The organism is Rhizobium sp. Pop5, assembly GCF_024721175.1.
In the GTDB taxonomy this organism is placed as follows: Bacteria; Pseudomonadota; Alphaproteobacteria; order Rhizobiales; family Rhizobiaceae; genus Rhizobium.
The window spans coordinates 1,234,598-1,248,796 of record NZ_CP099399.1; the positions used below are offsets into that span (position 1 = coordinate 1,234,598).

Genomic DNA, 14,199 nt, shown 5'->3' on the forward strand with positions numbered 1-14,199 from the left:
TCAACCCGGGGTGATCGTGATCACCCACGGGTGATCGTGATGAAATCCGTGCCTTCGCCGGTCTCCCGTCCGAGGCCGGTATCGGAGATCGTCAGCGTCGAGCCGGGCGCGATCAGCGCGTCGATCCTGCGGCGGGTCTCGTCGGGGATTGTGATGCGGCTGAGCGAACGCGTAATCGGCTTGCCCATGACGATCGCGCTTTCCTGATTGGTAATGCCGAGCCGCTTCATCGCCTCGCGGGAGAGGTTGTTCTCGAGCGTAATGCCGAGCCAGTCAGCCGTTCCGGCCGTTTCATCGACCGCATGCAGCGTGAAGAAATGTGTGCCGAGCGCCAGGCTCGGATCGGCGATCGTCACCGGCGCTTCGAAGATCGGCTTGAAAGCCCGCCGCACCATGATGACGCCGTTCGGCGGCTCGCCTTTGCCAGCCGCCGCATAGACGGATTTGAGGAGCGTGTCGGAGATCAGGCTTCTGTCGCCGGCAAATTCGGCCGGCCGCAGGGTCTTGAAAGTCTTGATCGCCTGCACGGTCGACGAGCCGAGCAGTCCGTCCGGATCGCCGGCGGAAAAGCCGAGCTGGTTAAGAAGGGTCTGGATGTCGATTACCGTTTCGCGCAGCGTTCGGCGGGTGATCAACATGCTGATCGGCTCGGACGGCGGCTCGGGTTCGGGCGTTGCAATCGGTTCTGCCGCAGGCATCGGCATCGCTGCCGTGTCGTTCATCGCCACCTGCACCGGCTTTTGCGGGCTGTCGGGCATGGCGGGCCGCAGCTCGACATCCGACAGCAGCGGCATCGCCGCCGGTACGTCCGGATGAAAAAGGGTCGGATGGTCGATCGGCTGCGGCACCAATTCCCGATCGCTGATGATGACGGGGACACCGGTCTCGGTCATTCCGTAGAGCATTTTCGCAAAGGCGCCCGGCATGCGCACGCAGCCGTGCGAGGCCGGATAACGCGGCACGGAATTGGATTCGTGCAGCGCGATGCCGGACCAGGTCAGCCTTTGCATGAAAGGCATAGGTGCCGCCGAATAGAGATTGGATTCGTGGTATTTCTGCTTTTCGAGTACCGAGAAAATGCCGCTCGGCGTCGTGTGCCCGTCCTTGCCGGTCGAGACCTTCGAAGTCGCGACGACCTCGGTGCCGTCATAGACCGCAAGCGACTGCTTGTCCTTCGAAACGAAGATCTGCAGCAGGCGCGTATCCGCGGCAAGAGCAGGGTGCACGAGTGCGGTGGCCGACAGCAAGCCGAGGCCGAAGACGAGACGCGAGAACATGATACCCAACCATACGCAATACTGGTACGGCACATTATGGGACGAAGTTTAAGGAAGATTTTATCGGCCGGATCGGGCGCCGGCCTCACGCTTTAGTGATCGCGCTTGCCGCTGCCGAAAGTATAGCCGGTCTCGACCGTGTTCTTGCCGAACTTGTCGCGCAGCTTGTCCATCGCCGCCTCTGCCGCCGCCCGCCGGCCCGATTGCCGGTCGATCAAATCGGGCGGATCAGCGCGGGCGGCATCGCCGAGATCGGTGACGCCGATGCCGAGCAGGCGGAATTTCGTGCCGTCCGTCTCCTTTTCAAGCAGTTCGAGCCCGATGCGAAAGATCCTGTCGGCAAGCTGGGTCGGATCTTCAAGCTTGCGGTTGCGCGTGCGTAACTTGAAGTCGGCGCTCTTCAGCTTCAGGACCACGGTCCGGCCGGCGATATCGTTTTTCTTCAGCCGCCAGGAGACCTTTTCGGAAAGGTTGCGCAGGATCGGCACCAGATCGTCATAACGTGAGATGTCGTCGAAGAAGGTCGTCTCGGCCGACACGCTCTTGGCCGCATCGTTGAGATGCACCTCACGGTCGTCGACGCCGCGCGACAGTCGAGCAAGCCGCTGGCCGATGCTGCCATAGCGGCGCATCAGGTCGTTCTCCTCCATTTGCTGTAACTGGCCGATCGTACGGATGCCATCGGCCTCAAGCGTCGCTGCGAAGGCCTTGCCGACGCCCCAGATCGTGGTGACGGGACGCGGCGCCAGGAATTCCACCGCTTCTTCGCGGCCGATGACGGAAAAGCCGCGCGGCTTCTGCAGGTCGGAGGCAACCTTGGCGAGGAATTTGCAATAGGAAAGCCCGACCGAAACGGTAATGCCGATCTCCTTTTCGACGCGTCGCGCGAATTTGGCGAGTGTGCGCGCCGGTGGATCATGGTGCAGCCTCTCCGTGCCGCCCAACTCCAGGAAGGCCTCGTCGATCGACAGAGGCTGTACCAGCGGCGTCAGATCCTGCATCAAGGCCCGCACCTGGCGCCCGACCCGGACATATTTTTCCATGTCGGGGCGGATGACGATCGCCTCGGGACATGCCTCCAGCGCCTTGAACATCGGCATGGCCGAACGCACCCCATGAATGCGCGCGATATAGCAGGCGGTGGAGACGACGCCGCGTTTGCCGCCGCCGATGATGACGGGCTTATTGGCAAGCTCCGGATTGTCGCGTTTTTCGACGGCTGCGTAGAAGGCATCGCAATCGATATGGGCGAGCGTCAATGCGTAGAGTTCGCGATGGCGCACGAGGCGGGGACTGCCGCAGGAAACGCAGCGGCGTGCCTCGCCCTTCTGCTCGGCAAGGCAGTCGCGACAGAAGCCGGGTGTCTTGTCAGGCGCGGGTGTCATGTTGAGAACAAAGGTTGAACGTCGCGACACTACGCCCTAAGCTTCCGAGTCACAAGAGAGGTCGGAGCTTTGCCTTTGGATAACGAACTTCGTTTTGAGCCGGTGACGCCGGAACGTTGGGATGATTTCGAAATCCTCTTCGGCCCGCAGGGCGCATTCTACAATTGCTGGTGCGTCGCGCTGCGCCTGCCGCATGCGGTGAGGACGAAAATGTCGGCCGGCGAGCGCAAGACGCATATGCGGGAACGGATCGAGGCAGGCCCGCCGCCGGGCATTCTCTGTTACGCCGATGGCGCGCCGGTGGCCTGGGTACAGGTGGGGCCGCGCCACGACGTGCCGCAGTTCAATTCGCCGCGCACCGTTTCGCGGCCGCTGGAGGAGGGCGATGCGCATGACCCATCCATCTGGGCCGTGAGCTGTTTCTTTCTGCTGCCGAAACTTCGCGGCAAGGGAATGAGCCATCGCCTGCTCGCCGGCGCAATCGAGCATGCCCGACGCCAGGGCGCGCGGTTTCTCGAAGCCTGTCCGATCGATCATGTGAAGCAGTCGAAATCCGTCACGCTGTGTATCGGCTCGACGGCGACCTTCGACGCTGCCGGTTTCGAGACGGTGGCACGGCGCAAGGATGGCCGTCCGCTCATGCGGCTGGAACTGCGCGACTGACGGTGTTGGAAAGGAAATGCGTTTCGATGAGCTCGGCCGCATGCGCCCAGTCGGCGGCGCGGGTGATGTTGTCGGCTGCGGCCGGTGCGAAACGATGGACGGGCGAATTCGGCATCAGGTGAATGAGCAGACAATCGGCGACATGATCCCTGACCGAATGCAGATTGTGCGCCATATCATCGATAAAGACGACGGGAAAGGAGCGGCTGGCATGCAGCGCGTGAACGATCGGCCCCTTGGGCTGTTCGCTGGCAAGCAGCGGAAAGAGAAGGCCTGTTCTGTCAAGCAAACGTCGGCGCTGATCCTGGAACCTGGGCGGCATGGCTGTCAAGAAAAGGACGTCGGCCCCTTGCGAAAGCCGGCCGAGCGTCTCGACGACGCGGTCGAGCGGCGTCTGCCACAGCTCCTGCGCTTCGAAGAACTCTTCGATGAGCCGGCTGACCTGCCGATCCTCGATCGCAACCCCGTCCGCCTTCGAGACGATGTTGCCGTGAAGGCGGAACGAGCGCGGCAGGAATTCATGGCCCTGGCTTTTGAGGAAAAGCTGGAAAGGGCCGATGAACTGCAGCACGACGTCATCGACATCGCAGACGATCAGCGGCCGCTCGCCAAGGCGGATATGCGAAATATCGAGTTCCCCAGACGTCACCGTCAATATTCCCCGGAATCGAGGCCGGGCGAGGAAAAATGCCGCCAGGCGGCAGTCACCGCCTCGGGACTGATGCCGCTCGCCGCGCAGAAGGCCGTCGCCGTCGGTTCGTGGTTCATCAGGAAGTCCATCATGCCGGCAAGGAATCCCGGATCGTTGACCGCGCTGCGCACTTGGCTCGGCGCCACGCCGGTGAGCGCGAGGAAACGGCCGAACATGTCGGGATCATCGGCAAGCCAGCCAAGCACCGCGATCGCCGTCTCGTGCGGATCGGCGGCTGGTTGTTTCGAAGTCTTGAAGTTGCTTTGCATTTCGAGGGGTAAGTTACCTTTTCTTCAACCAAATACCGCTAGCGTGCGCTATCGGTTTCACGGAGCTATTTGTCCGTATGTGCATTTCTCATAGGACGAACGACTGCGCGAACGGACGTAGGGACAGCTTGTCATGCCCAAACAGGTAATGATTGTAGAAGATAACGAGCTTAACATGAAGCTCTTTCGCGACCTGATCGAGGCGTCCGGTTATACCACGATTCAGACGAGGAACGGCATGGAGGCGCTCGATCTGGCGCGCAAACATCGCCCCGACCTCATCCTCATGGATATCCAGCTTCCCGAGGTCTCCGGCCTCGAAGTCACCAAATGGCTGAAGGAAGACGACGAACTGCACGTGATTCCCGTCATCGCCGTCACCGCCTTCGCGATGAAGGGCGATGAGGAGCGGATTCGCCAGGGCGGCTGTGAGGCCTACGTTTCCAAGCCGATCTCGGTTCCGAAATTCATCGAGACGATCAAGACTTATCTGGGCGATGCCTGAGGCATCGGAAAGACGCTAATGACTGCGCGAATACTGGTGGTTGACGATATTCCTGCGAACGTAAAGCTGCTCGAAGCGCGGCTGCTTGCAGAGTATTTCGACGTGATGACCGCAGCCGACGGCTACGAGGCTCTGGCAATCTGCGAGCGCCACCAGGTCGATCTCATCCTGCTCGACATCATGATGCCGGGGATAGACGGTTTCGAGGTCTGCGAGCGGCTGAAGGCCAGCCAGAAGACCGCACATATTCCCGTCGTCATGGTCACTGCGCTCGACCAGCCGGCCGATCGCGTGCGCGGCCTGAAGGCCGGCGCCGACGATTTCCTGACCAAGCCGGTCAATGACCTGCAGCTGATCTCGCGGGTGAAAAGCCTGCTGCGGCTGAAGACGCTGAGCGATGAGCTGCGTATCCGCGCCGACACCGCTCATACGATGGGCATGGACGATATCATGCGCGCGGGCGAGGGGCGCGCCGACGAGACCGGCCAAGTCCTGCTCGTCGACGGCCGCGCCAATTCCCAGGAGCGCATCATCAAGGCGCTGAAGCCCATCGCCGACGTGCTTGCTCTTTCCGATCCGCAGGCCGCCCTCTTCGAGGCCGCGGAGAGCCCGTTCGACCTTGTCATCGTCAACGCCAACTTCGACGATTACGATCCGCTTCGCCTGTGCTCGCAACTGCGCTCGCTGGAACGGACGCGTTTCCTGCCGATCCTGATCATCACCGAGCAGGGCTCCGACGAGATGGTCGTCCGCGCGCTCGATCTCGGCGTCAATGACTACATCGTCCGCCCGGTCGATCCCAACGAACTGGTTGCCCGCAGCCTGACGCAGATCCGCCGCAAGCGCTACAACGACCGCCTGCGCAACAGCGTCAAGCAGACGATCGAGCTTGCCGTGACCGATCCGCTGACCGGTCTCTACAACAGGCGCTATCTCGACAATCACCTGAACGTGCTCTTCAATCGTTCGATGGCGCGCGGCCGGCCGCTTTCGGTGCTGATCACCGATATCGACCGTTTCAAGCAGGTGAACGACACCTACGGCCATGACGGCGGCGACGAGGTGTTGCGGGAATTCGCAAATCGCGTCCGCTCGACCATCCGCGGCGCCGATCTCGCCTGCCGCTACGGTGGCGAGGAATTCGTCGTCGTGATGCCCGACACTTCACCGGAAGTTGCCGCCTCTGTCGCCGAGCGCCTGCGCGCCGCGGTCGAAAGCACTTCGTTCGCGCTGAAACATTCCGGTCATGCGCTGAACGTCACCGCTTCCTTCGGCATCGCCTCGCGCATCGCCTCGGTGCTGACACCCGACCAATTGATGAAGCAGGCGGATCTGGCACTCTACGAAGCCAAAAATACGGGCCGCAATCGCGTGGTCGCCGCGGCTGCCTAGCGAATCATTTGCCGCTTTAGACGCCACATTGGAGTTTTCCACTGCGGTAAGTGAATTATTACCGATTTTTAATGCTCGCCTGCGCTATGGGCGGTGAAAATTTTGCGCCTTAATAGCCCAAAAATGGACTTCCCGCATTGCTGCGAATGTGCTGACATTCGACAGTCTTGAAAACGTTAGGCCGTCCCCAGGTTCGAAATAGAGACTATAAAAAAGCCTGCCGCCAACAGGCGACAAATAGATTGCGCCGACGTCACCTCACGTAAGGGAAGGGGAGGCGTAAGTTATTAGGTTATATTGTCGAATTTCTTCGACGGTTCATGCATTGCGCTTCGCGCCCCAAGCAAACTCCATGAATCTTGTATGTGCCAAAATTGGACTTTTAACCATAGAATCAAGCTCGGAAAAATAACCCTTAAGAATTTGTTGATTTTCTTTCATTTTTGCGCAAATTATCGGCTCATAAGAGAAGCGCTCCCGTAGAGGAGTTGTCCATACCCCATGATGCTCAGGTCCGCCGCATCTCCTGGGTCGTGGGGTCGGTCGGCTAGTAGGCAAGCTATAGCGGTTCCTCGTGCCGCTTTGCATGCTGGCCGACCCCCTTTCAAGAAAACGCCGCCACTTCCCGAAGATGGAAGGGCGGCGTTTTGTCTGTTTGCGCTATCATATTCAATTGCGATCTGATCCGGGGCGAGCCAATCCGGACAATAAAAAACGCGCAACCCTGGGGCGCGCGCTTTTTCGAAATCCCTGGGACCAAGTAATTACTTGATCTTGGTTTCCTTGAACTCGACGTGCTTCTTTGCAATCGGGTCGTACTTCGTCTTCGTCATCTTGTCCGTCATCGTACGGCTGTTCTTCGTCGTGACGTAGAAGAAACCGGTGTCGGCTGTCGACAGCAGCTTGATCTTGATTGTTGTAGCCTTGGCCATGGTCGTCCTGCCTTTAAGAAAATGAAAGCCGTGGAAGCCGGATGAGGCTCCACGGCAAATTCTGGCGCGAAACTACGAATCCCGCCCGAAAAGTCAAGCCCGTTTTCGAATGAACATCAGCCTGATGCCGGAAAGTAGGGCATAGAGGCCGAAGAAAGCAGCAATCGCCCAGGCAAAACCGTTATTGCCGGCGACATCGATCGCCGCGCCGATCACCTGCGGCCCTGCGACCGTTCCCATCGCATAACAGAAGACGAAGGCCGCATTCGCAGCCGCAAGGTCGGAACCCGTCAGCCGTGAGCCGAGATGGCTGAGGCCGACCGTGTAGAGGCCGGACACGCAGCCACCCCAGAAAAGCAGGATTCCGGCCATCAGCAGCCAGTTGTTGACCAGCACCGGCAGCATCATCGACCCGACGAAGCCCATCAGCGCCATGCAGGCCAGAAGCGGCCGCTTGTCGGCAATGCGGTCGGAAAGCAGGCCGAGCGGGATCTGGAAGATGACGTTGCCGACGCCCATCATGGTGAGCAGCAGCGCGGCCTGCGATTCGGTGAAATTCGCGCGCACGGCAAAGATCGGAAAAAGCGAAAGCCCGCCCGCCTCGACTGCGCCGAAAATGAAGACGGCAGCCGTCGCTGTCGGCACCAGGAACACGTAGCGCATGAAATGCAGCTCCGGTTTTTCCTCCAGTATCGGGCTTTCGTCACGGGCGATGAAGATTGGAATGGCGGCAAGCAGGATGGCGCCGGCACCGATCAGGAAGGGAAAGATGCCATCGCTGCCCAGCAGTGAAAAGAGCAGGGGTCCCGCCGCAAAGCCGAGGGAAAGCACCGTCGCGTAAATGCCGAGCACGAAGCCGCGCTTGGTGGGCGGCGAGGCGGCGTTGATCCAGAATTCCGAGAGGATGAACAGCGTCGTCGTCGCGCCATGGAAGGCGAAACGCAGCGGAAACCACATCCAGAAATCCTGGGCGTAATAGAAACCGAGCGCGCTTAGCGCCGAAATCAGCACGGCCCAGAGCATTGTCGGCGCAACGCCGTATTTATGGGCGAGCTTGGTGGTGACAGGGGCGGCGGCCATCGCCGCAATCCCGGCCATTGCCGTGTTGAGCCCGATCAGGGTGGACGAGATTCCGCGTTTTTCCAGGATGATGCTGAGAAGCGGGAGTCCGAGGCCGATTGCTATGCCGACGGCCGAAATGGACGAGATGGCTGCCACCAGAGAAGGCCAATGGATTTCCTCGACATCGCCTGGTGTGCCGTTTCTCGGCTGAGACATTTATCCATCCTTAGAAGCTGCTCGAGCGAATCGGCCGGTCGCGTCACATAGAAAGACACTGGCGTGCCAAATCCGGGTGACGAGCAGCGTTTCGCAGTATTTCCGATGTGCGTGACCATCCGCGGAATGTAAAGCCTGTTCGGACAAGAAAAGCTTACCATGTCAAGTCGTTGAAGATCGTCGACGCCCACCTGCCGGTGGTGGCCGGTGGAGGGCTGGCCCTACACGTTAAATATGTCTGGAAGGTGAAGGCGCTCAGTCCGGCCGCCGGGGAAGGTCGTAATCATCGGGACTGTCGCTCTCTCCGCCGAAGCCGTGCATGCGCAGCGCCCATTGCAGACCAATGACGCCGCCCTTGATCGGCTGGATCGACGCCAGCGCGGTGATGACCGTGATCGGCGCCCAGATGGCAAGATGGACCCAGACCGGCAGCACGAAGGTCATATCGGTCAGCATATAGCCGCCGACCACGACATGGCCGAGGACGAGGATGACGATATAGGGCGGCAGATCGTCCGAGCGGTGGTGATGCATCGCTTCGCCGCAGGCCGCGCAATGATCGACCGGCTTCAGGAATGCGCGAAAGAGCTTGCCGTTGCCGCAGGCCGGGCAGCGGTTCATCAGTCCGCGCATGATCGAGCGTCCAAGCGGGCGCTCGACCTCGGGCGTATCCCCATAGCGGACGACCGGATCGGTCGGTGTGCTCATCGCATCTTCCCCTTTCGGACCGGGAGTATTGGATCAGACCCTGAATCGGGGCCGATGCCCTAGCGGCGCCCGCGCGGAGGCCGCGTTCCCGGTTTCTTGCGAACCTGGCCCCTCTCGCGGCGGCCGGCTTTGTGAAAGGAGCGCACCGCCGTCGGCATCTCGCGCCCTTCGCTCAGCATTTCGAAACGCAGCGCGCCGGCAAGCGGGATCGCTTCGGCAAGCTTCACGGTGACGCTGTCGCCGAGGCGATAGCCGAGCCCCGTTCTTTCACCCGAGAGCGCCTGATGCGCTTCGTCATAGATGAAATAATCGGTGCCGAGCGTAGATATAGGAACGAAACCGTCGGCGCCATAGTCCGGCAAGGTTATAAAAAGTCCCGATTTCGTAACGCCCGAAACACGGCCGGAAAATTCCTCGCCGACACGGGTGCTGAGATGATGCGCGATCAGCCGATCGATGGTCTCGCGCTCGGCCGCCATGGCGCGGCGCTCAAAGGTCGAGATTTCGGCGGCGATATCGTCGAGGGTGGCTTCTTCGTCTGGCGTGATGCCGCCTTCGCCGAATCCAAGCGAGCCGACGAGTGCGCGATGCACGATCAGATCGGCGTAGCGACGGATCGGCGAGGTGAAGTGCGCGTACTTCATCAGGTTGAGACCGAAATGGCCGATATTTTCAGGACTGTAGATCGCCTGGCTCTGCGAGCGCAGCACCATTTCGTTGACCATCGTCTGGTGCGCCGTGCCTTCGGCTTTCGCGAGAATGCCGTTGAAGCTGTTTGCGCGCACGCTGCCGCCCTTGGCGAGCGAGATGCCGAGCGTCGCCAGGAACTCACGCAGGACTTCCTGCTTGGCGAGCGTTGGGCCGTCGTGAATGCGGTAGACCAGAGGCTGGCGCTTCTTTTCCAGCGTCTCGGCGGCGCAGACGTTCGCCTGGATCATCATCTCTTCGATCAGCTTGTGCGCGTCAAGCCGCGGCGGCACGAAGACACGGTCGACCGTGCCGTCGGGCTTCAGCAGGATCTTGCGCTCCGGCATGTCGAGTTCCAGCGGCTGGCGCCTGTCGCGTCCGCGCTTCATCACCCCGTAGGCGTGCCAGAGCGGTTTCAGGATCGGCTCAAGCATCGGTCCGGTCTTGTCATCGGGATTTCCGTCGATCGCCGCCTGCGCCTGCTGGTAGGAAAGCTTGGCCGCGCTCTTCATCATGATCCGATGGAAGGTGTGGCCGATCTTGCGGCCTTCTCCCGAGAAGCTCATGCGCACGGCGAGAGCCGGGCGGTCGACGCCTTCCTTCAGCGAGCAGAGATCGTTGGATATCCGCTCCGGCAGCATCGGCTCGACCCGATCCGGGAAATAGACGGAATTGCCGCGCTTCAGCGCCTCGCGGTCGAGCGGGGAATTCGGGCGGACATACCAGGAGACGTCGGCAATCGCCACGGTAACGATGACGCCGCCGGGATTGTCGGCCGAGGGGTCGAGCTCGGCGTAAACGGCATCGTCATGGTCTTTGGCGTCGGCCGGATCGATAGTGATCAGCGGCACGCCACGCCAATCTTCCCGATGCGACATCGTCGCCGGCTTGGCGGCTTCCGCCTCGGCGATGACGGCCGGCGGGAAGACATGCGGAATCCCGTGCGCATGGATCGCGATCATCGAGATCGCCTTTTCCGAGCCGACGGAGCCGACGACGGAGAGAACCTTGGCGCGCTGAAGGCCGAAGCGGCCGAGGCGGGCGATTTCGACCTCGACCAGGTCGCCGTCCTTGGCGTCGCCGGTGAATTCCGGATCGATCACCATCTCCTCGCCGCGCCGCTCAATCGGCAACAACCGGCCGCCGCCGCCAGGCGCTGTGCGGAAGACACCCATCGACGCCCCGCGGCGCCTGTCGATCACCTTGATGATCCGCGCCGTATAGGCCGGTCCGCCACGATCGACGGCCGGGAAGATCTTTGCCAGAATGCGGTCGCCGAGGCCGGCGACGGGCGCCTTACCCTTGCCCTGGCGACCTGCCGGTGACTGCTGACGGATGGCGACGGCGGGCGCCACGCCCTGATCCTCCGGCCATTCAGCCGGCCGGCCGATCAGATCGCCGTCCTTGTCGCGCGTCGTAATATCGAGAACGGTGACGGGCGGAAGCGCGCCGGGTCGGATCAGCGACTTGCGGCTCTTCTGCAGCATGCCTTCCTGCTCGAGCTCCTGCAGCATGTGCTTGAGCTCGACGCGGCTGTCGCCCTTGAGCCCGAAAGCCTTGGCGAGTTCACGCTTGGAGGCCTTTTGCGGGTGATCGGCGATAAAGCGCAGGATCACCTCGCGCGAGGGCAGCGCGCCGTGGACGATGTTCAGCGGCTCGACGGCCGAAGCATCCTTGCCCGCGCGGCCGAGCTTGCCAGGGCGCTTGCCCGCCGGGTTCGTTCTGTCGCGCGGTATCCTGCTCACGTCAGCTCTTTTTCGATTTTGCCGGCGCTTTCGCCTTCGTTGCCTTCGGCTTGGCCGCCGTCTTGGTGGTCTTGGCTTCGGCAGCCGCAGCCTTCGGCTTGGCTTTCGCCTTGGCGGTCTTCGCGGCAGGAGCCTTGCCGGCCTTCTCGGCGATCAGCGCCAGCGCCTCCTCGACGGTAATCGCCTGCGGATCCTTGCCCTTCGGCAGCGTCGCGTTGACCTTGCCCCAGTTGACATAGGGGCCGTATTTGCCGTCGCGAACGGTGATGGCGCCGCCGTCAGGATGGTCGCCAAGCGTCTTCAGCGCCGCCGGCGTGCCACGCGCGCCGCGGCCCGGCGCTTTATTCGCCTTTTCGGCGATGACAGTCACGGCGCGGTTGAGGCCGACCGAGAACACGTCCTCTACCGTTTCCAGGTTGGCATAGGAGCCGTCATGCAGGAGGAACGGCCCATAGCGGCCGATGCCCGAGGAGATCATCTTGCCAGTTTCGGGATGTTTGCCGATATCGCGTGGCAGCGAAATCAAAGCCATCGCCTTTTCGTAATCGATATCTTCGGGCTTCCATCCCTTCGGCAGCGAAGCGCGCTTGGCTTCCTTGCCGTCACCGCGCTGGATATAGGGGCCGAAGCGGCCGGAACGCAGCGTCAGTTCCTCGCCGGTCGTCGGATCGGTGCCGAGGTTCTTCGGCTCGTTGAGCGCCACCCCTTCCGCTTCTCCGCCGTTTTCGGAGGAGAGCTGGCGCGTGTAATTACATTCGGGATAGTTCGAGCAGCCGACGAAGGCGCCGTATCTGCCGAGCTTCAACGATAGGTTGCCGGTACCGCAGACCTGACAGATTCGGGGATCGCCGCCATCTTCCCGCTTCGGGAAGACGAGCGGCGCCAGCGCCTCATTCAGCGAATCGAGCACGTTGGTAACGCGCAGTTCCTTGGTGTCTTCAATCTGGGAGAAGAAATCCTTCCAGAAGTCGCGCAGCACCTGCTTCCAGTTCAACTCGCCGGCGGAAATCCGGTCGAGCTTTTCTTCGAGATCGGCCGTGAAGTCGTATTCGACATATTTGGTGAAGAAGCTTTCGAGGAAGGCCGTCACCAGCCGGCCCTTGGCCTGCGGTATCAGCTTGCGCTTGTCGATCGTCACATAGTCGCGGTCGCGCAGAGTCGCCAGCGTCGCCGCATAGGTGGAGGGGCGGCCGATGCCGAGCTCTTCCATCTTCTTGATCAGCGAGGCTTCAGAATAGCGCGGCGGCGGCTCGGTGAAATGCTGGGTGGAATTGATCTTCTGCTTGGCGAGCGTCTCGCGCGCATTGATCTCGGGGAGGCGACCATCCTCGTCGCCGTCGTCGCTCTGCTCGCCGTCCTCTTTCTGGTCGGTATAGGCGGCGATGAAACCGTCGAAGCGGATGACCGAACCGACGGCGCGCAGGCCGGCCTTCTCTCCCTTGTTGTCGGCGGTGATTTCAGCGGTCGTGCGTTCGATTTCCGCCGACGCCATCTGGCTGGCGATGCCGCGCTTCCAGATCAGGTCGTAGAGCCGGATCTGATCAGCATCGAGGAATTTGCGGATACGGTCGGGAGAGCGGTAGAAATCGGTCGGACGGATCGCCTCGTGCGCTTCCTGGGCGTTCTTCGCCTTGGTGGAGTAGAAGCGCGCCTTGTCCGGCAGGTAGCGTTCGCCGAATTGATCGAGGATGGCGCTCCGCGCCGCGTCGATCGCCTCGGGCGCCATCTGCACGCCATCGGTTCGCATATAGGTGATCAGACCGACGGTCTCGCCGCCGATATCGACGCCTTCATAGAGCTTCTGGGCGATCTGCATGGTGCGAGAGGCGGAGAAGCCGAGGTTGGAGGAGGCCGCCTGCTGCAGCGTCGAGGTCGTAAAAGGCGGTCCCGGGTTGCGCTTGACGGGCTTTGCCTCAACCGTGTCGACGATATAGCTTGCACCTTCAAGCAAGGCCTTCAGGCGGCCCGCTTCCTCGCCGTTGCCGATTGCGCGCGGCGGCAGCCGCTTACCATGCGCCGAAACCAGCCTTGCCTCGAACTCGTCGCCGCGCGGCGTCTTCAGGAGCGCCGAGAGATTCCAGTATTCTTCCGAAATGAAGCGCTCGATCTCGGATTCGCGGTCGCAGACCAGGCGAAGTGCCACCGACTGGACGCGGCCGGCCGAACGTGCGCCGGGCAGCTTGCGCCACAGGACCGGCGATAGATTGAAGCCGACGAGATAGTCGAGGGCGCGGCGGGCGAGGTAAGCGTCGACCAGCGGCACGTCGATGTCGCGCGGCTCGGCCATCGCGTCGAGCACGGCCTTCTTGGTGATCGCATTGAAGACGACGCGCTTGACCGATTTGCCGCTCAGCACGCGCTTCTTGTTCAGCATGTCGAGGACGTGCCAGGAAATCGCCTCACCTTCGCGATCCGGGTCGGTCGCGAGAAACAGGTTGTCGGAGGATTTCACAGCGTCAGCAATGTCCTTCATCCGCTTGGCGGAGGCGCCATCGACCTCCCAAAGCATTTCGAAATCCTGATCGGGGAGGACTGAGCCATCCTTGGCAGGCAGATCGCGCACGTGTCCGAAGGAGGCGAGCACCTTGTATCCAGAACCCAGATACTTGTTGATCGTCTTGGCCTTGGCAGGCGATTCCACCACTACAACATTCATGATGATTCTCT

12 protein-coding genes are annotated in these 14,199 nt (G+C 61.5%); 3 read left to right on the top strand and 9 right to left on the bottom strand.

The features are described 5' to 3' along the window. Nucleotides 1-20 precede the first annotated feature (20 nt). Together NE852_RS08210 and NE852_RS08215 are read right to left on the bottom strand one after the other, a co-directional pair. Complete coding sequence (locus NE852_RS08210; protein WP_008521810.1) at nt 21-1,277, bottom strand: L,D-transpeptidase family protein; 1,257 nt, start codon at nt 1,275-1,277, stop codon at nt 21-23. 92 nt (nt 1,278-1,369) lie between these two features. Continuing rightward, a complete protein-coding gene (locus tag NE852_RS08215) occupies nt 1,370-2,662 on the bottom strand; it encodes a DNA polymerase IV (RefSeq protein ID WP_008521809.1) in 1,293 nt (430 codons plus the stop codon). A gap of 75 nt (nt 2,663-2,737) precedes the next feature. On the opposite strand from NE852_RS08215, the gene NE852_RS08220 reads away from it, so the two are divergent. Continuing rightward, nucleotides 2,738-3,325 carry a GNAT family N-acetyltransferase gene (locus NE852_RS08220; protein WP_008521807.1) on the top strand — a complete coding sequence of 196 codons (588 nt, stop codon included), beginning with the start codon at nt 2,738-2,740 and terminating at the stop codon, nt 3,323-3,325. Here the strand turns inward: NE852_RS08220 and NE852_RS08225 are convergent. Both NE852_RS08225 and NE852_RS08230 read right to left on the bottom strand, forming a co-directional pair. Further along, nucleotides 3,300-3,974, bottom strand: coding sequence for a hypothetical protein (locus NE852_RS08225; RefSeq protein WP_037170555.1), 675 nt, complete (start codon nt 3,972-3,974; stop codon nt 3,300-3,302). The genes NE852_RS08220 and NE852_RS08225 overlap by 26 nt on opposite strands. Nucleotides 3,975-3,976: 2 nt before the next feature. Continuing rightward, nucleotides 3,977-4,285, bottom strand: coding sequence for a DUF3572 domain-containing protein (locus NE852_RS08230; RefSeq protein ID WP_008521803.1), 309 nt, complete (start codon nt 4,283-4,285; stop codon nt 3,977-3,979). Between the two features lie 133 nt (nt 4,286-4,418). Here NE852_RS08230 and NE852_RS08235 point away from each other — a divergent pair, with 133 nt between their 5' ends. Then, on the top strand, nt 4,419-4,790 hold the full coding sequence (locus NE852_RS08235) for a response regulator (protein WP_003547430.1): 372 nt from the start codon (nt 4,419-4,421) through the stop codon (nt 4,788-4,790). Nucleotides 4,791-4,808: 18 nt separating this feature from the next. Continuing rightward, complete coding sequence (locus tag NE852_RS08240; protein ID WP_008521799.1) at nt 4,809-6,182, top strand: PleD family two-component system response regulator; 1,374 nt, start codon at nt 4,809-4,811, stop codon at nt 6,180-6,182. 764 nt (nt 6,183-6,946) lie between these two features. Here NE852_RS08240 and rpmG read toward each other — a convergent pair. The 5 genes from rpmG to topA all read right to left on the bottom strand — a co-directional run bounded on the left by rpmG (nt 6,947) and on the right by topA (nt 14,188). Beyond that, nucleotides 6,947-7,114, bottom strand: a complete 168-nt coding sequence (gene rpmG, locus NE852_RS08245) for a 50S ribosomal protein L33 (protein WP_003587245.1) — start codon at nt 7,112-7,114, stop codon at nt 6,947-6,949. Nucleotides 7,115-7,207: 93 nt separating this feature from the next. Then, nucleotides 7,208-8,392 (bottom strand): MFS transporter, encoded by a 1,185-nt coding sequence (locus tag NE852_RS08250; protein WP_008521787.1) that lies wholly within the window; start codon nt 8,390-8,392, stop codon nt 7,208-7,210. Between the two features lie 255 nt (nt 8,393-8,647). After that, nucleotides 8,648-9,100: a DUF983 domain-containing protein gene (locus tag NE852_RS08255; RefSeq protein WP_008521785.1), complete on the bottom strand. Its 453-nt coding sequence runs from the start codon at nt 9,098-9,100 to the stop codon at nt 8,648-8,650. A gap of 59 nt (nt 9,101-9,159) precedes the next feature. Then, nucleotides 9,160-11,532 carry a ribonuclease R gene (gene rnr, locus NE852_RS08260; RefSeq protein WP_258156392.1) on the bottom strand — a complete coding sequence of 791 codons (2,373 nt, stop codon included), beginning with the start codon at nt 11,530-11,532 and terminating at the stop codon, nt 9,160-9,162. Between the two features lies 1 nt (nt 11,533). Continuing rightward, nucleotides 11,534-14,188: a type I DNA topoisomerase gene (gene topA, locus NE852_RS08265; RefSeq protein WP_258156393.1), complete on the bottom strand. Its 2,655-nt coding sequence runs from the start codon at nt 14,186-14,188 to the stop codon at nt 11,534-11,536. Nucleotides 14,189-14,199: the final 11 nt, after the last annotated feature.